Here is an 18072-nt window from a genome sequence, read left to right as displayed (position 1 = left end):
ATTGGCTAGTGTTTGAGCTTATAGCTGGGGAACAAAGCGTTCTTTCTCAGGTACCGTCGTGTATTCTGCCAGAATATGACGTAATTCTTCACCGTCAATGGTTTCTTTCTCTACTAAGAGGTCAACCAATCGGTCAACCGCAGGACGATGGTCCCGAACGATGATAATCGCTTCTTCATAGGCATGCTGAATCAATTCACGAACTTGGGCGTCAATACGACCTGCAATGGCATCGGAGTATTCAGATCGAGACATGAGGTCTCTCCCCAGAAATACATCTGCTTGCTGACCTTCTAAAGACAGGGGACCTAAATCAGACATTCCGAATCGGGTCACCATCTGCCGGGCCATACCTGTTACCTGCTGCAAGTCGCCGCCGGCACCCGTGGTTACTTCTGCATCACCAAACACAACTTGCTCGGCAGCACGTCCACCCATCGCTCCTGCCATTCGGGCTTTGAGTTGCGATCTCGAGACCAATTCCTGCTCATCCGAGGGAGTAAACCAAGTTAAACCTTGGGCTTGGCCTCGAGGGATCAGGGTCACTTTTTGGACGGGATCATGTTCTTTCTTGAGAGTGCCAACAATGGCATGACCGATTTCATGATAGGCAATCAAGCGCTTGCTCTTGCTATCCACTAAGGGAGTGCCTTCCATACCGGCGACGACCCGGTCTACGGCATCATCGATTTCAGAAAGTGTAATGGCTTCTTTCCGACGACGAGCGGTCAGAATAGCCGCTTCATTCAGTAAGTTAGCTAGGTCAGCCCCAGTAAAGCCAGGGGTGCGGCGAGCAATCGTTTTTAAGGAAACGTCTTCAGCTAGCTTTTTATCCCGAGCATGCACAGACAGAATCTCTAAGCGACCCTTGATATCCGGGGCATCTACCGTGACTTGACGGTCAAATCGGCCTGGACGGAGTAAAGCGTTGTCTAAGACGTCAGGGCGGTTGGTGGCAGCAAGAATAATAATTCCGGTGTTGCCCTCGAAACCATCCATCTCAGTTAAGAGCTGGTTAAGAGTTTGCTCTCTTTCATCATTACCGCCACCGATACCAGCACCCCGCTGACGACCAACGGCATCAATCTCATCGATGAAGATAATACAAGGGGCGTTTTCCTTGGCTTTTTTGAATAGGTCACGGACTCGAGAAGCACCGACACCTACAAACATTTCTACAAATTCTGAGCCAGAAATACTGAAGAAAGGAACACCTGCTTCACCTGCAATAGCTTTGGCGAGTAAGGTCTTACCAGTTCCAGGAGGGCCAACTAACAAGACTCCTTTAGGAATCCGGGCGCCGACGGCTGTGAACTTCTCTGGCTTTTTCAGAAAGGTGACGACTTCTTCTAGTTCTTCTTTGGCTTCTTCGACACCGGCTACATCATCAAACATGACTCCGGTTTGGGCTTCCATTTGGAAGCGGGCTTTGGACTTACCAAAGTTCATGGCTTGGCCAGGTCCACCAGGGACATTGCTAGACCGACGGAAAATAAAGAATAGACCCACAATCAAGAAGATGGGGAAAATTAAGTTGCCGAGTAAGCCCCAAACAGCTCCTGTGTTGCGTTCTGGGTGAATATCAAAGTCAACCTTGTCTTCCCTGAGTTTGGCAATCAGCTGGGGAGCTGACCCAGGTAGGGCCACGCGGACTCGCTGAACTGGACCGCCAATTTCTATGTCTGTCGTCTCAATAATGGCGGTTTGGCCACCATCAAATAGATCGACCTTCTGGATTCGGCCTGCTTCTAGATAGTCAAGAAACCGACCATAGGTCATCCGTGAGTTTGCAGCATTACTCGTTTCTGGTGTGGTGTTTGCTGCAGGGGCAAAGACACTTTGCCAGAGGAAGAACACAATCAATAAAGATGGCAAAAGCCACAGAAGAAGTATTTTCCAAGAAGATTTCATCGTTTATATGGGCCCTTTCGGTAAAAGCAACGCACAGCCTTGCTTGGGGTGGCATGTCTGAAGCGAAGCAAGAACGATTTCAACCGACTTTGTATAAACTCTTTGAGAGTTCCCTCAGGATTGGACCTCGTGAAAAGCCAACTCGAGACAAGTCGAACATCAATCTTAACTAAATTTAACTTAATTCTCAGGCGGTGGACAACTTAGATGGAGAGTTTTTGTAGATAAATGAGAGGTCAATCCATTTCCCTGACTTGGTCTCCATCTCGATGTCGTGTTCTGCAACGTAGGGGCGTTGGCTCTAAATCGATTAATCTTATCGATGATTGAAGGTTAAAGATGGGGGATAGATGTCCATAGGTGCCACAAAATCTGGGCAGCAATCCGGTTCGTAATAGGTTTGTTCTCAGCCAATGAAGCGTTAAAGGTTGCTGGTAGCGGGTCTAGGGATAGCTGCTCAAGTAACCGTTTGCCTTGGCTAAGGGAGATGGGATGTTCAGAATCGAACTGAAAACGGTCTAGGCTGTTTTCCCTTGCAAGCCGAGCTCTAGCAGCAGAGGGGATTGGTTCTAGAGAAGCAAGATTCGAGATGTCGGATTCAAGGGACCATTGCAATACCTGTGCCAATGCCCTCCGAAAGCGCCTCCAGATGACAGCCTGATCGGGCATGAAGTTTAAGGTTTGCAGGTTCTGGAGTGGGAGAATTCCTGTGGCTGTTAATACTTGAATAGCTGCAAAGTCTGGATCGTCATGACTTACGTCGTTAAACCAAATGATGGGAATGCCCTGATGGGTTAGATGGGTTTGGAACTGTATTCGTAGTGTCTGCTGTTCCGTGATGTTTTGTATGGTCACGCCTTCCATAAGAGCAAAGGCGGCTAAATGACCTCCAGCTTCACCAATGGCCCATTCCATAGGATGCATGCGATAAGCGGCATTGGTAATGTGAGTGGTGCCGATACTTTTGGCAGATAGGATCAGCCCTTCAGTATCTATGGGGATTAAAGCTGACAAGGGCAGGGTAAACGGCAGGGCATCGTGACCATCTCCTAACTCCACATGTCCAGGGGCATGGTTGGGGTGAACGTCGAGGTAATGGTATTGACCGATGCCCACGCTGTCTGTAAAAGTCCGGGCTCGCATCTGATTGGGGAAAAATTTGGCCGCAACATCTTCATGGCGAATGGTGGTGAGTGCGATGCCGCGGCGGGCTTCTCGGATATAAGGTTCTAGGGCAATACCATCTTCGGTCCAGGTCAAATCTCCTCTGGGTTTGAGTTCGGGGTGACCATGGGTTTGGAGGTAGTGGATATAGGCTTGGGTGCGATCACGCGCCCGTATCACCTGTTCTTGTCGTTTCTCTGGGCTAACTCCGACTAGGCAACCAAAGGGATAATCATTGCCACACCCCAGTGGTGCTGAGGGATCTGGCGGTCCACCATTAATTCCTAAAGGGCTCGTTGCCCAGTTGAGAACCGTGATATCTCCAGGCTGAACGGCATCACTATCCTGACTGCGATACACCCGACGATACCGAAACATACCGTCTGGATCGTAAAAGTCATATTTTTGCCATTGATCCGGCTGGTGGATCCAAAACTCATCGGTGAAATCGCAGGATTGTAGCCATGGTTGATGGTCATACCCTGATGGGGCTGATAGGGGGGATGTATGTTGGGAACTACGCTCGACTACGGCACAAAACGTGATGGCCTGCTGGCATTCAGGGTGAGAATCTTCGGGTAATGCGGCTTCCTGGGTTTGGGAACGGGACTCTTGCCCTACGCGCGAGGGAATATTGCCGAGTTCGAGCAGGTCCCCCAGATCCGTGGCCTCAATAGTGATTTGTGCCCTAACGGTGAAGTGATGGTGAGTCTGTGCATCTTTGAACTGAACGCCCATGATGCGGCGTGGCGATTCTTCCATCAATATCTTTATGGGAGTTGACCAAGGAATAAGCGTCAATAAACCTTGCTCTAAATAGGGCCGAATCGCTGCATTAAGACAGTCTGCAGCTACTGTTGGCGTGACGGACAGATGACTAACCCAACTGCCTCCAGGATTTTGAATGATTTGGTTATTAACGGGTTGTTGCTGACGTTGGCATTGTCGGAATTGTCGTTGCGATCGCGACAATGCAAAGCACTCACTATCCCTTAATTGATTGGGATCTCGTCGATGGGAGGGGATCAGCTCATAGGGGGTTAATAACTTGCCATCATCAGAGGCCGGTAAGCCTTGGGCTGTGAACTGTCCGCCTAGGACTAGTTGAGGCTGCACTAAACACACTTGGCTCCCAGCCTGTAACGCTCCTAATGTTGCTCCATAGGCGGCGGTAGATCCCCCCACAATCAGGATGGAGGTGACTAATTCCTGGTCGGCAGTGGGGCGGAGGAAGAAATGCTCCTCAAAGATGCCATTACCCATCATATTCATGGTCTAATTGGGGCCCTCTCCTACAAAACGTGGCTAGAAAGCCAACTGCATTATGGCTTGGGCAGCTGCATTTTATGGCTCAAGAGTGCCGATACATTTGTTTACATATGGGACATATTTCTTAGGTTAAAGAAACTTAAGTTTTAACTCTGAAAAATTTGAAATAAAAGATTTTCTTCAGGATCAGTTTTTCCACAGTAATTCATCAAAAAATGATGACTCTGCTCAAATCAAGTAAGCGACTATGGAGTCAGCTTTTGAAGACCTAGGAAAAGAGAAGCGGGATAAACAGGAGATCGGTCAAAATCTAGGGATGAATTCCCATTTTTAACGCCCTGTCGATTGACCACCCATCACCTAAAATTTGTTGCTGTTAAAATAAGGTCTTGCAGGCAGAGACAGGGTTTTAAGCCTTTCCCTGCTTGACATACACACTTTTTTTTTAGCAAGTACGATTAACGAAATGAAAAATCGACTCGACCCTTAATTTGGTTCTGTCGTCGGTATTTCCGTCCACCCATGAATTATGTAAAATTTCTGAAATTTATCTTTGTTTTATTTAATAGTCTATCGATTCCACGGAGCAGCTTAGCTTAATGTTTAGCTGCTGCCGCCAGAATCAGGAAGACAGTTTGTGGGGATACATTAATCGATCTCTTGAAATGGGAAACTATGACTGAATTTGCATACCTAATACCCCTATTTCCTTTGATTGCGTTTGCAATCAATCTTTTCTTTGGTCATCGGTTAGGTAGTTTCTCTGGATGGATTTCAGTCCTGACAAGTGTTGCCTCTTCGGCCATTGCTTTACCGGCAGCTTGGGCAGTCGCTCAAGGCGGCCAGTACTCCCATGAGTGGCTGTGGTTGACCTTAGGAAATTACGACCTCAATTTTGGCTATTTATTGGATCCACTCTCAGCTACCTTGCTGTTTGTGGTGACGGTGATTGGTACCCTGATTCAGGTCTATTCCATTGGCTATATGCACGGTGAGAAATACTATCACCGGTTTTTTGCCTATGTGTCCCTGTTCATGGCGGCCATGCTGACCTTGGTCATTGCCAACAATTATGTGCAGTACTTCATGGCTTGGGAAGTCATGGGTCTCTGCTCTTATTTGCTAATTGGTTTTTACTTTCACAAGGATTCAGCCGCGAATGCCTCTCGGAAAGCCTTCTTAACCACCCGCGTTGGTGATGTGGGCTTATTTCTCGGCATCATGACCTTGTTTGTGACGGGTGGCACTCTCAGCTTTGTGGATCTTCCCAATGCTGTAGAGACAGGTGCACCGTTGCTGTGGCTGGCAGCTCCTTTGATCTTTTGTGGAACCGTCGGTAAATCGGCTCAATTTCCGTTGCATGTCTGGTTGCCAGACGCCATGGAAGGCCCGACTCCGGTGAGTGCCTTGATTCATGCGGCGACGATGGTGGCGGCAGGTGTTTATCTGGTTGCTCGCTCCTTTGTGCTGTTCACCAGTTTCCCGGCGGTGATGCCCTGGGTGATGGGGATCGGCACCTTGACCGCTTTTATGGCGGCTTATATTGCCTTAACCGCTACGGATATCAAAAAAGTTCTGGCCTTTTCCACTATTTCCCAGTTGGGTTATATGGTGACAGCCATGGGCTTGGGTGGCATGACCGCAGGGACGTTTCATCTGATGACCCATGCCTTCTTTAAGGCGTTGCTATTCCTTGGTGCAGGCAGTGTGATCCACGGTGCCCATGAACAAGATATGCGCCAATTAGGCGGTCTGTTCGGGAAGATGAAGCAGACGGGTGCGACCTTCATTATTGCCTCTTTGGCAATCGCTGGGGTTCCTCCTCTGTCTGGTTTCTGGTCTAAAGACGAAATTCTGCTGGAAGCTTATAAAGAAGGACATTTCTTGGTATACGGCATCCTCTTGTTGACGGCTTTTATGACGGCCTTCTACATGTTCCGTGTCGTGTTTATGACCTTCTTTGGCAAAGCCCGTAACCCTGAGATTCATGCCCATGAATCTCCAGCATTGATGACAGTGCCCCTTTGGTGTCTAGCCATTGGTGCCATCTTTGTGGGTATCCCCGGTTCACCGTTTATGGATAACTGGTTCCAGGCGTTCATCTCGGGTGAACATCATGCGGCCGCGATTGACTGGATGGTGATGGGATCTTCGATTGCTGCGGGTGTATTGGGGATTGGTCTAGCAGCAGTGCTCTACCTCGCTAAGCCCCAATGGCCCGTTGCGATCGCAACCACGTTTCGTCCTCTCTACCTGTTGTCCATTAACCAATTCTGGATTGATGACATCTATTCCGTCTTAATCCTCAATCCTTTTCAAGCGCTGGGAGAACTCCTATTTGGGTTTGATCGCCTCGTGATTGATGGCTTAGTCAACAGTTCAGCTACCGCCATGCAGAAAATGAGCCAAATCCAGCTCTGGATTGATCGCAACATTGTCGATGGGCTCGTTAATCTCACTGGCCGAGGCACCGTCATTGGCGGCGATATCCTCAAGCTGTTCCAAACAGGGTCTACCCAGTTTTATTTATTGATTACTTGCATTAGTGTTCTGGCCTTCCTGTCCGTTGAATTAACGACAGGTTTCCAAGAACTTCCTTTGCTCAGAGAGGAGTTTTATGGCATCTCATCTTTTATCCTTGATAATATTTTCCCCGCTCGTTGGGGCGGTCATAATCCTTTTGCTCCCTAAGGCTCAAGAAAGCCTTTACAAATGGATATCTTTGGCCAACATGGTCGTGGTGAGTGCGCTTGTATTTGCAGCATTTCTCCAATTTGACCCGAATCAGACTGGCTTTCAGCTGGTCGAAAAGACCCTCTGGATTCCTCAGCTTAATGTCTATTACCTGCTGGGAACCGATGGTATTAGCTTTCCAATGGTGGTCTTAACCGCTTTAATTTCTACCCTGGCCAGTATTGGCTCCTTCAGTATCAAGAAACGGGAAAAGGAATACTACTGTTTGTATCTCTTCCTCGTGACCGGCATGATGGGGACCTTCCTGGCTCTAGACATGATTCTGTTCTATGTCTTTTGGGAAGTGGTTCTCGTTCCCATGTACTTCTTGATTGGTATTTGGGGGGGAGCTAGGAAAGAGTATGCAGCGATGAAATTCTTTCTGTATACCTTTGCCGGTAGCTTGCTGATGTTGGTTGGCATTTTGGGGCTGTACTTTAACTCTGCTCCCCACACCTTCAACATTATGGAGCTGGTAAACCAAGACTTTAGCTTTGGATTTCAAAAGCTGGTCTTCTTAGCGCTCTTTGTGGGCTTTGCAGTCAAAGTTCCCACCTTTCCTTTCCATACTTGGCTACCCGATGCTCACGTGGAAGCTCCAACCCCCATCAGCGTGATTCTGGCGGGTGTCTTGCTCAAAATGGGAACTTACGGATTCTTCCGCTTTAGCTTCCCTATTTTGCCGGAAGCTGCGAACTGGTTTCGACCTTATCTTGCCATTTTGGCGGCCATTGGTATTGTCTACGGTGGTTTTATTGCTCTCGCCCAGACCGACTTTAAAAAGATGGTGGCTTATTCCAGTATCAGTCACATGGGATTCGTGTTGTTGGGCCTAGCAGCCTTCTCCACCAATGGCTTTAACGGGGCCATGCTGCAGATGTTTAGCCACGGTGTGATCACTGGAGCCCTTTTCTTGCTGGTAGGCGTGATTTATGACCGGGCCCACACCCGCGATATGAACGCTTTTGGTGGGTTGAATGCTCAACTTCCGGTTTACTCTGGATTTTTGGTATTCTTCTCCCTCGCCTCTTTGGGGCTACCGGGTCTTAGCGGCTTTGTCAGTGAGTTTCTAGTCTTGCTGGGTGCCTATGAGTACAGCAAGCTATATACTGCTTTTGCCTGTTTAGGCATTCTCTTAGCAGCCTGTTATCTCCTGTTTATGGTGCGTCGGGTGCTGTTGGGACCTGCCAATCCTAAGTGGGACAGCTTGCCGGATATCAATATCCGCGAGGTAGTCACTATCATTCCTCTTTTGGTTATCACCTTAGGAATTGGTATTTATCCTCGATATATCCTCAGCTTCTTTATTCCTACACTGCAAGATTTGCTAGCCAGTATTGGCGGCACCGTGATGTAGCTTAAAGCATTAACTCCTCACTCAAAGCCCTCCAGCGTTTCCTGGAGGGCTTTTGCTTATGATTCGCAATTTCAGCGAGGCCGAAACGCTATTAACTCGAAGTGGTTAAGACTTCTGCACCCATGCGCTTAAAGGTCAACCGCTCACTCTCAACATCGGTGAAGATCGTGTCCCCTTCACCAAAGTCTCCGCGCAAAATCGCTTTAGCAATTTGGGTTTCTAGCTCTCGCTGAATGGCTCGCTTCAAAGGTCTGGCTCCATAGACCGGGTCGTAACCGACTTCTGCGAGGAAATCTAAAGCCGTTTCAGAAAGTTTGAGAGACATCTTGCGATCGCCCAGCCGTTTCGCCAGTCGTTGCACCTGTATTTTGGTGATATTGCGGAGCTGATCTTTGCGTAGACTGCGGAAAATAATCAGCTCATCAATCCGATTGAGAAATTCAGGTCGGAAGTGCGAACGCATAGCATCCATGACCCGACTCTGCATTTCGCTGTAGCGGCTATCATCTCCTGCCAAATCTAAAATATGTTGGGAGCCAATATTGCTAGTCATAATAATCACCGCATTCTTAAAGTCGATGGTGCGACCCTGGGAATCTGTAACCCGGCCATCATCAAGAATTTGCAGCATGATATTGAAGACATCGGGATGGGCCTTCTCAATTTCATCAAATAGAATGACCGCATAGGGACGACGACGAACCGCTTCCGTGAGTTGACCCCCTTCGTCATAGCCAACATAGCCAGGAGGGGCTCCAATCATCCGGGCCACGGTATGCTTCTCCATATATTCCGACATGTCGATGCGGACCATGGCATCTTCGGTATCAAAGAGGTAGGCGGCTAAGGCTTTGCCGAGTTCTGTTTTGCCCACCCCTGTAGGACCTAAGAAAATAAAGCTAGCAATGGGACGATTGGGGTCAGCAAGACCCGCCCGCGATCGCTGAATCGCATCGGATACAGCTGTCACTGCTTCTTCCTGGCCAATCACCCGCTGATGCAGCTCATCTTCCAGGTGCAGCAGCTTCTCCATCTCTGAAGCCACCAGCTTGCTAACGGGGATTCCTGTCCATTTAGAGATGATTTCGGCAATGTCAGCGTCGGTCACTTCTTCTCTTAAGAGGGAATTGGTATTGGTTTGGCGCTGAGCCAGCTGGGCTTCTGCTGATTCTAGCTGCCGTTGGAGATTGGTAAGTCTGCCATATTTGAGTTCAGCTGCATGATTAAGATCATAGTTACGCTCTGCCTGCTGAATTTCAATATTGACCCGATCAATTTCTTCTTTGATAGTTTGAATATCATCAATGATCTGCTTCTCAGATTGCCACTGAGCATTTAGGGTCTTCTGATCTTCTTGTAAATTGGCAATCTCTTGTTCGATCCGTTCGAGCCGCTCTAGAGACGAGCGATCGCTTTCTTTCTCTAGAGATAGACGCTCCATCTCTAGCTGCAGGATTTTGCGATCAATTTCGTCCAGCTCTTCTGGCTTCGAGGTAATCTCCATTTTGAGTTTGGCCGCCGCTTCATCCATGAGGTCAATCGCTTTGTCTGGCAAAAAGCGATCGCTAATGTAGCGGGTCGAGAGGGTGGCTGCAGCAACGAGGGCATTATCCGAAATCCTGACGCCATGATGGACTTCATAGCGTTCCTTCAGACCCCGCAGAATCGAGACGGTGTCCTGAATGTTGGGCTGATCGATATAGACCTGCTGGAAGCGTCGTTCTAGAGCAGCATCTTTTTCAATATATTTGCGATATTCGTCTAAAGTGGTGGCTCCAATACAGCGTAGTTCGCCTCGGGCCAACATGGGCTTAAGCAAGTTGCCTGCATCCATTGCTCCTTGACTGGCACCTGCTCCGACGACGGTATGAATCTCATCAATAAACAAGATCATCAGCCCATCTGACTCGGTGACTTCTTTGAGGACGGACTTGAGACGTTCTTCGAATTCACCCCGATATTTGGCCCCAGCAATCAGGGACCCCATATCTAGGGCAATCAATTTTCGATCGCGCAAGGATTCCGGCACATCGCGGGCCACAATTCGCTGGGCTAACCCTTCTGCGATGGCTGTTTTGCCGACGCCCGGTTCTCCAATCAAAACTGGATTATTCTTCGTACGCCGCGACAGGATTTGGATGGTGCGTCGAATCTCATCATCTCGGCCAATCACAGGATCTAGCTTGCCTTCCCGCGCCAGTTCCGTCAGGTCCCGACCATATTTTTCTAGGGATTCATACTTTCCCTCTGGATTCTTGTCCGTGACTTTATGACTCCCCCGAATTTCGGTGACGGTTTGCTTGAGCATTGGCTCCGTGATGCCTAGCCCTTGGAGGAGGGGCTGGCCGAATCGATCATCTTCGATATAGCCTAAAACCAAGTGCTCAATGGAGATAAAGTCATCCCCGAGGGAGCGGCGAAAGTTTTCGGCTCGATCAAAGAGGGTGTCTAGACTTCGACCTAGGTAAACCGACTCGCTGGGAGTGGTGAGCTTGGCTTGTCGATTAATGAATTCCGTGGTGCGATCGCGGACTCGCTGCACATCAGCTCCAGCCTTGGTAAAAATTTGCCCCGCTAAACCATCTTCTTCAACGAGCGCTTGTAGAAGATGTTCGCTCTCAATTTGCTGTTGCTGGGCCTCTTTCGCCAAGTCAGAGGTCCGTACAATCGCAGCCCAAGCCTTCTCGGTAAATTGGTCATGATTGGTGGGTTGCATGAATTCGGGAACCTCCTGGACATTGGGGATTAACTTCAGGCGGGCTTGGTGCCTACTGCCATTGTAGAGAGGAGAGGGCGTTGCTAAAGGTCGGTCTTCCCCCCCTCAGGGATAGGTATTGCCGTCCTGCATTCAGTCAGTAGTCTTGGCCCACATATAGGAGTCTTCTCTCAGATTGCCTACTGCTATTAGGGTGACAATCCATCCGTTCTGATCAGCTATTGTCAATCGGTTATTACATATACTATGATGCTAGTTTGTGTCGATGCTGCGATCCTAGACGAACAATGCCCAAACTAAAAACCCGACGATCCGCTGCCAAACGCTTTAAAAGAAGCGGAAGTGGCAAATTCATGCGTCGCAAGGCATACAAGAATCACTTGTTAGAGCATAAAGGTCCCGACCGTAAGAGTCGCCTCTCTAAGAAATGTGTTGTCAGCGAGCAAGATGCAGAAAACGTTAGAGCTATGATGCCCTACTCCTAGGAAGAGAACCTGAGCCAGGCTTCGACTTCATACCTAAAATAGTTTTCCCTACCTAAAAAATCATAAACAAGGACCAAGACCATGACTCGCGTCAAACGCGGTAACGTTGCTCGTAAGCGCCGCAAAAAGATATTAAAGCTTGCCAAAGGCTTCAGAGGCTCCCATTCTCGCCTATTTAGAATGGCGAACCAACAGGTGATGAAAGCCTTACGTAACGCCTATCGCGATCGCCGTAAGCGCAAAAGGGATTTTCGCCGTTTGTGGATTGCCCGCATCAATGCTGCAACTCGGCAGCATGGTGTGAGCTATAGCAAATTTATGGGACAGCTAAAGCAGGCTGATATTCAACTCAACCGCAAGATGCTCGCCCAACTTGCCGCTACAGATCCGGACAGCTTTAGCAAAATTGTCGAACTTGCCGGTAAGGCATAGCGCTTCGTCAAGAGAGCGATACGCTTAGTCCCAGCAGCATCAACCCGTTATTTATAGCCCATCCATCCAAGGAAAACTGTGGGTCGCCTAGGTGTCACCCAACGTCGATATCTTTCCTTGGATGGATGGGCTATTTTTGCTGAACTGTCAATTCTCAGTTTTCTAGCCTATTATCTACATGAGGCTTGTTTCTGCCATACCTCCATATTGGGGATGTGCAGGATAGAACAAATTATTTACAAATAATGTTGAGCAAGTCTCTGTGTGATTTTCTGCTTTAGTCCTGAGGATATGACGAGTAACCAACCCGCTGACAGTAACCCTCCTTCTCTGGAGCCTGGACAAGGATCCGAGCTGCCTGACCCTGGGCAAAATCCCAAACTCCAGAAGGTCCAAAATACCTTGGGCAAAATTGTAACTTTCAAAGGGTGGCCCTGGTTGATCACCATTGTTGTGTCTTGGGTGACAGGCGCTACGGCCTTGCAATGGTTGTCCAGTCTGCCGCCGTCACCGAACTGTAAGCAGATTGCCGCAACTCTGTCTGAAGCAGAACAGCTAGAATGTGCCGATCAGTTGGCCCGTAAAGGTAATGTCAAAGATGTCAAAGCGGCTCTAGCCATTGCTGATAAATGGGATGCAGAACATCCGTTATATCCACGGGTTTCCCTGCTATCAGATGAATGGTCTCGCTCTATGTTGGGGCTAGCCCGCCAAGAAATCGCTAAAGGTAATCTGAAAGAAGCGATTAGTCTGGCGAAGGAAGTACCTGCAGCCAGCAGTATTCAACCCGAGTCCAAACGCTTAATTAAGCGCTGGGAAGCCAACTGGGAATTGGGTGAAGAGTCCTTAGAAAATGCTCGCAAGGCGATTAAAAAGCAGGATTGGACTCAGGCTGCCCTGCAGGTTCGGTCTTTAGTCCAATTGGGAGACGGCTATTGGCAAGATCAAGCCGATAAAATCCTGGGGGATATGGCGATTGAGAAAAAAGCCTTTCAGGATCTGTATAAAGCTCAAGATATAGCCGCCTATGGTCGTGCTAAGGACTTATCCGAAGCGATTCAACTGGCTAGCAAAATTGATCCTAAGCGCCTTGCGAAAGAAGAAGTTCAAAAGAATATTGAAAAGTGGAGCCAGAAGCTCCTTGACTTGTCAGAAGAGCACCAAGAGTATGGCCAGTTTGAAAAGGCTATTGCGGCTGCACAACGGATTCCCCCCAATACTAAAGCGGCTAAGAACGCAACGACCTTAGTGCAGCTGAGTCGGGCTGAGGCGACGGTTGAGGAGGATGATTTCTATAGCTATATCCATGCGTGGACTTTAGCGGAGCAGATTGATCGCAAGAGTGACTTGTTTGAAAAAAATCGCGATCGCGTTGACGCCTGGGAGCAAAAAATTCAAAATACTGGCCAGCTCCATTTGGCGAAATTCTTTGCCAATGTCGATAACGTTCATACCTATCAGTTGGCGATGGATCATGCGGCCTTGATTGATACGGAGAAGCCGGGTCGGATTCAGGCCCAAACTTTGATTGCCCAATGGAATCAACAGATCAATACCTTCCAAGATCGTCAGGTATTGGCTCGGGCTCGTCAATTTGCAACTCAAAAGACGACGGCAGGGTTCCAAGCTGCAATTTTGGAAGCGCGGAAAGTGGAGTTTGGTAATCCGTTACGGGATGAAGCCCAAACTCTGATGCAGGAATGGGAAGGATCCATTGAAAAGGTGGAAGATCAGCCAATTCTGGATGAGGCTCGTCAGCTAGCTAAGGCTGGTAAGTTAAATGATGCCATCAAAACCGCTGAACAAATTGAATCTGGACGGTCGCTCCATAGAGAAGCTCAAGACGATATTTACGCTTGGGTCGCTGACATTCAATCCGTTGAAGATCGCCCCATTCTCAATGAAGCAAATGCCTTAGCCCGGAATGGTCGTTTGTCGGATGCGATCGCAACTGCCTCCCAGATTGGTTATGGTAGAGCCCTCTATTATGATGCGCAGGATAAGATTGCGGCTTGGGCTGCCGAACGGGATGCGATTTATGCTTCTCGCCGACGTCGAGAAGAACCTCGGTATGAGCCCGAGCCTCGATATGACCCAGAACCTCGATATGACCCAGAACCCGCTCCAGTCCAGCGGCAAGCTCCACCGGCAGCACCGCCGCCTGCTGAAACCTATGCCCCGGATCCGGATGGCGAACTTTCTCGACCGGTCATTCTTGATCCCACAGCAGAAGAATAGCGGCGTCTTAAATTGAGTCAGACAACTTTGCCAGGAAAGGGCTATCCTCGTACATTTGCCCTTCGTTGAACTCTCAGGATTACCAGAGCAAACTTGGCCGCATCTGCATGATACGATGACTCTGGATTTTACTTTTGACACTGCTTACCGCTACTGGACGAATGTGTGGTGGAATTTCGTTTCACGCAGCTCCTTAGGGGTTTTGACTTGGGGCGTGTAGCAGGTTCGTCCTGGGTCATTGCGAGAAGGTTATTGAGCGTTACGCTCCTGTTGAAACATGCGTTTTTCTAAGATTTTAATTGCTAATCGAGGCGAGATTGCCTTGAGGATACTCCGCACCTGTGGAGAGATGGGAATTGCCACGGTAGCAGTCCATTCCACGGTGGATCAGCAATCTCTCAATGTGCAGTTAGCAGATGAAGCGGTTTGTATTGGCGAACCGGCGAGCAGTAAGAGCTACCTCAATATCCCCAATATTATTTCGGCTGCGTTAACCCGGAATGCCACTGCCATTCATCCGGGGTATGGCTTCCTGGCGGAAAATGCTCGCTTCGCTGAAATATGTGCTGATCATAAGATTCACTTTATTGGTCCTACCCCTGAAGCCATGAGGGCGATGGGAGATAAGTCTACGGCCAAAGAAACCATGCAAAACGCCGGAGTGCCCACCGTTCCTGGGAGTGATGGGCTGGTACCGGATGAAGCAACGGCTAAGAAAATTGCCGATGAGATGGGCTATCCCGTCATGGTCAAAGCCACTGCTGGTGGGGGTGGTCGGGGAATGCGATTGGTGCGGGAACCTGAAAATTTAGGCAAGCTTTATTTAGCGGCTCAGGGAGAAGCAGAGGCGGCCTTTGGTAATCCTGGGGTCTATATCGAAAAATTTATTGAAAATCCTCGCCATATTGAGTTTCAGATTTTTGCAGATAGCTATGGCAATGTGGTTCACTTGGGCGAGCGGGATTGCTCGATCCAGCGACGACATCAAAAGTTACTAGAAGAGTCCCCCAGCCCAGCTCTAAGTCCAGAACTGAGAGAAAAAATGGGATCTGCAGCTGTCCGGGCTGCCGCATCCATCGGCTACGTGGGTGCAGGCACTGTTGAGTTCCTCCTGTCTTCTACGGGGGAATTCTTCTTCATGGAGATGAATACCCGAATTCAGGTAGAACATCCGGTGACGGAGGTAACAACGGGCTTAGATTTGATTGCGGAGCAGATCCGCATTGCCCAAGGCGAAAAACTGAGCGTGACCCAAGATCAAGTGAAGTTGACGGGGCATGCCATCGAGTGCCGCATTAATGCCGAAGATCCTGACCATAATTTCCGTCCCCATCCAGGTCGCATCAATGGCTATCTGCCGCCTGGAGGGCCTGGGGTACGGGTGGACTCTCATGTTTATACGGATTATGAGATTCCTCCCTATTATGATTCGCTGATTGGCAAGCTGATTGTTTGGGGGCGAGATCGACCGACTGCGATCGCACGCATGAAGCGGGCATTGCAAGAATGTGCAATTACCGGATTGCCCACCACTATTGGATTTCACCAAAAGATTTTAGACACCCCAGAATTTAATCAAGGTGAGGTTTATACCAATTTCATTCAAGAAGTGATGGGGTTGCAATAGTTCGCCTGATTTAGGCTGCTATGCATTGGCTCTAATCTCTTTCCCATCAACAAGATGGGATGGAAAAAGTGGCTTAGAATAGCATTCTCAGTAAACCTTGCTGTCCAAGCAGGACTTCACGCAGCAGGCTAGTGATGCCGACCCAAATAATAGGTGTAATATCTACGCCTCCCATAGGTGGGATAAGTTTACGGGTGGGGATCAAAAAGGGTTCTGTTGGCCAGGTTGCCAGGGAAACCGGCATCTGATTGAGATCAACCTGGGGATACCAAGTCAGGATAATTCTAAAAATAAATAGAAAGATAAATAGCCCGAAGCAAAAGCTAAGGCCCCAAATTAGTAGCGTTTCTAAGGTCATAAAAAAGTATCCAACCCAGTACCCTGATTTGTTATCAGTGTAGCGCGTTGCCTAGGCTTGGGATAGCAACAGCGAGAGTCTGCATCTTATGTGGAGCGGAGAGATTACCAGCCCAAAATGATCAGGAAGAGACCCAGAAAAGTGATGTCAATTCAGAGGAGGTGCGGGTGTTATGGATCAGTTGTCGTTAAGAGAAGACTTCTCAATATCCTTACAAACCTTTAAGATTAGAGATGCTGTCGTAATATCAAAAAAATATGACTTCCTTGTTAATGACCGTTACCCCTTCTTTACAGGGCTTCTTCTATAGCATCCTTTTTGGTGCCATTGTTGTGGGTCTGCTTGGTGGAGCATTCATCCTCTTCAGCCAAAAAGATAAGATTGTACGACGCTAGGTTGTTTGGGTGATTGTTGGTCTCTAGCGTTGACTTTTCCAGTCCACCTGTAGCGCAATAATCACCTCCAACAGCGTTTTGGCAGCTTAACTATTAATGCCATTTGGGGCAAAATTTCTTAAAATATGTTTTCTTAAAGCGCGGCTGGAAATACTGTTCAGCCGTTCTTCGTTTTTATTGGTTGATATGCCATACCGCCCGCCTCGTTCCTTGTAATCACCTCACAACCCTTGTAGCTAGGGAAGATATTCTGCTGTACCCAGAAACTGAGATGCCCTGCTCATCCCATTTCGGCCCATAACTCGTTAGCATGGAGTTTGATCAAGGTGGGGCGTAGCGGTTAAGTTACAATTTGGTTCCCTACAGCCAACCTAGCGGTTCTCCTTCGTTTTACTACTGATTGAGTGCGCGGATCCTGGCTATCAGTCGTCACCCAGAGAGACATCCCAAGTGAATTTCGGTACTCCTGTTCCACTCATTGTTGGAGTTATTCTGATCGTCGGTTCGATCGCATTATTCTTTTTGGATAAAATCAAGCCTGGCTACCATCGAGATTCCGACAATGTCTATGCCTTTCTCGGCTTGCTAGCGGGTGTTATCCTCTTAGCCCATTTGGGTATGGAGTTTACCCTGTCCTTGCAACAAATGATCGTGGTGGGGATGTTAGTGGCGCTGATGATTGAGAATATCCAGAGCCGCCTGCCTAATAATGGCCCTATGAGACAGCCCCGAGAGCGGGGTGGGCCACGGGATCGAGACGATGACTATCGCCCTAAACGACCTCAACGCTCTAGCCGTATGCGGTCTGAAGCTCAATTGGAGTTTGAAGACGATATTCCCGCTCGGCCTCGTCGCATTCGGAGCGAGGGTGACCGTCGGCCAAGACGGGATGAATATGCCTATGGGAGTGACTATAACGAGGAAGCACCCAGTCGGCGATCTAGACGGCGGCCTGCTGCCTATGATGACTATGAGCAGGGCAACAACAGCTATTCCCAAGATAGCTATGGCCAGGATCAAGATAATGGCTATGACCCAGGTTACAGTTCATCTACGTCCTATGCCCCTCCCGAACCTTCAACAGAAGATCGGCCGCGCCGTCGTCGCCCGCTGCAAATAACAGGAGAGCTGGAAGATCAGGACTATACCCCCGATGATTACTCATCAGCGGTCAAGGCTATGAGAAACCGCCGGCGGAAGGGCACAGGTGCTGACGATGTGGATGCTAATGGCTATTCATCTAATAATGCTGGCGATAGTAGTGCAGACTCCTACGGCCAAAACGGCAACGATGATTACGTAGACTATAAGCCCTTGGATTTACCCAAGTATCCAGGCCCTGGTTCAGGTGGACCTGAGAATGACGACGGCAGTTATTAAGATAGCT

At 48.8% G+C, this 18072-nt stretch carries 12 protein-coding genes; 8 read left to right on the top strand and 4 right to left on the bottom strand.

The window, feature by feature from the left end; all coding sequences use genetic code 11:
- Window positions 1–18 precede the first annotated feature (18 nt).
- Both ftsH2 and HRE53_RS08575 read right to left on the bottom strand, forming a co-directional pair.
- On the bottom strand, window positions 19–1911 hold the full coding sequence (gene ftsH2, locus HRE53_RS08580; protein ID WP_212663065.1) for an ATP-dependent zinc metalloprotease FtsH2: 1893 nt from the start codon (window positions 1909–1911) through the stop codon (window positions 19–21).
- 333 nt (window positions 1912–2244) lie between these two features.
- Entirely contained in the window at window positions 2245–4347 is a 2103-nt protein-coding gene (locus HRE53_RS08575) for an FAD-dependent oxidoreductase (protein ID WP_235109992.1), read from the bottom strand.
- A 672-nt stretch (window positions 4348–5019) separates the two neighbouring features.
- Between HRE53_RS08575 and nuoL the strand changes: the two genes are divergently transcribed.
- Window positions 5020–7035, top strand: coding sequence for an NADH-quinone oxidoreductase subunit L (nuoL, locus tag HRE53_RS08570; protein ID WP_212663063.1), 2016 nt, complete (start codon window positions 5020–5022; stop codon window positions 7033–7035).
- Complete coding sequence (locus HRE53_RS08565; protein WP_212663062.1) at window positions 6962–8434, top strand: NuoM family protein; 1473 nt, start codon at window positions 6962–6964, stop codon at window positions 8432–8434. The genes nuoL and HRE53_RS08565 overlap by 74 nt, the downstream gene beginning before the upstream one ends.
- A 91-nt stretch (window positions 8435–8525) precedes the next feature.
- On the opposite strand, the gene clpB is transcribed toward HRE53_RS08565, so the two are convergent.
- On the bottom strand, window positions 8526–11150 hold the full coding sequence (clpB, locus tag HRE53_RS08560; RefSeq protein WP_212663061.1) for an ATP-dependent chaperone ClpB: 2625 nt from the start codon (window positions 11148–11150) through the stop codon (window positions 8526–8528).
- Window positions 11151–11437: 287 nt separating this feature from the next.
- On the opposite strand from clpB, the gene rpmI reads away from it, so the two are divergent.
- The 4 genes from rpmI (at window position 11438) to accC (ending at window position 15932) form a co-directional block, all read left to right on the top strand.
- On the top strand, window positions 11438–11635 hold the full coding sequence (rpmI, locus tag HRE53_RS08555) for a 50S ribosomal protein L35 (protein WP_010477430.1): 198 nt from the start codon (window positions 11438–11440) through the stop codon (window positions 11633–11635).
- A gap of 81 nt (window positions 11636–11716) precedes the next feature.
- Window positions 11717–12067: a 50S ribosomal protein L20 gene (rplT, locus tag HRE53_RS08550; protein ID WP_212663060.1), complete on the top strand. Its 351-nt coding sequence runs from the start codon at window positions 11717–11719 to the stop codon at window positions 12065–12067.
- Window positions 12068–12358: 291 nt separating this feature from the next.
- Window positions 12359–14305 carry a hypothetical protein gene (locus HRE53_RS08545; RefSeq protein WP_212663059.1) on the top strand — a complete coding sequence of 649 codons (1947 nt, stop codon included), beginning with the start codon at window positions 12359–12361 and terminating at the stop codon, window positions 14303–14305.
- A gap of 277 nt (window positions 14306–14582) precedes the next feature.
- Window positions 14583–15932 (top strand): acetyl-CoA carboxylase biotin carboxylase subunit, encoded by a 1350-nt coding sequence (gene accC / locus HRE53_RS08540; protein WP_212663058.1) that lies wholly within the window; start codon window positions 14583–14585, stop codon window positions 15930–15932.
- 73 nt (window positions 15933–16005) lie between these two features.
- Here accC and HRE53_RS08535 read toward each other — a convergent pair whose 3' ends face one another.
- On the bottom strand, window positions 16006–16290 hold the full coding sequence (locus tag HRE53_RS08535; RefSeq protein WP_212663057.1) for a YggT family protein: 285 nt from the start codon (window positions 16288–16290) through the stop codon (window positions 16006–16008).
- Between the two features lie 272 nt (window positions 16291–16562).
- Between HRE53_RS08535 and HRE53_RS08530 the strand changes: the two genes are divergently transcribed.
- Together HRE53_RS08530 and HRE53_RS08525 are read left to right on the top strand one after the other, a co-directional pair.
- Complete coding sequence (locus tag HRE53_RS08530; protein WP_212666389.1) at window positions 16563–16685, top strand: photosystem II reaction center X protein; 123 nt, start codon at window positions 16563–16565, stop codon at window positions 16683–16685.
- A gap of 450 nt (window positions 16686–17135) precedes the next feature.
- Window positions 17136–18065 (top strand): Ycf66 family protein, encoded by a 930-nt coding sequence (locus HRE53_RS08525; RefSeq protein ID WP_235109988.1) that lies wholly within the window; start codon window positions 17136–17138, stop codon window positions 18063–18065.
- Window positions 18066–18072 lie beyond the last annotated feature (7 nt).

Source organism: Acaryochloris sp. 'Moss Beach' (assembly GCF_021497025.1).
GTDB lineage: Bacteria > Cyanobacteriota > Cyanobacteriia > Thermosynechococcales > Thermosynechococcaceae > Acaryochloris > Acaryochloris marina_A.
This window is presented reverse-complemented; position numbering and strand designations above follow the sequence as displayed.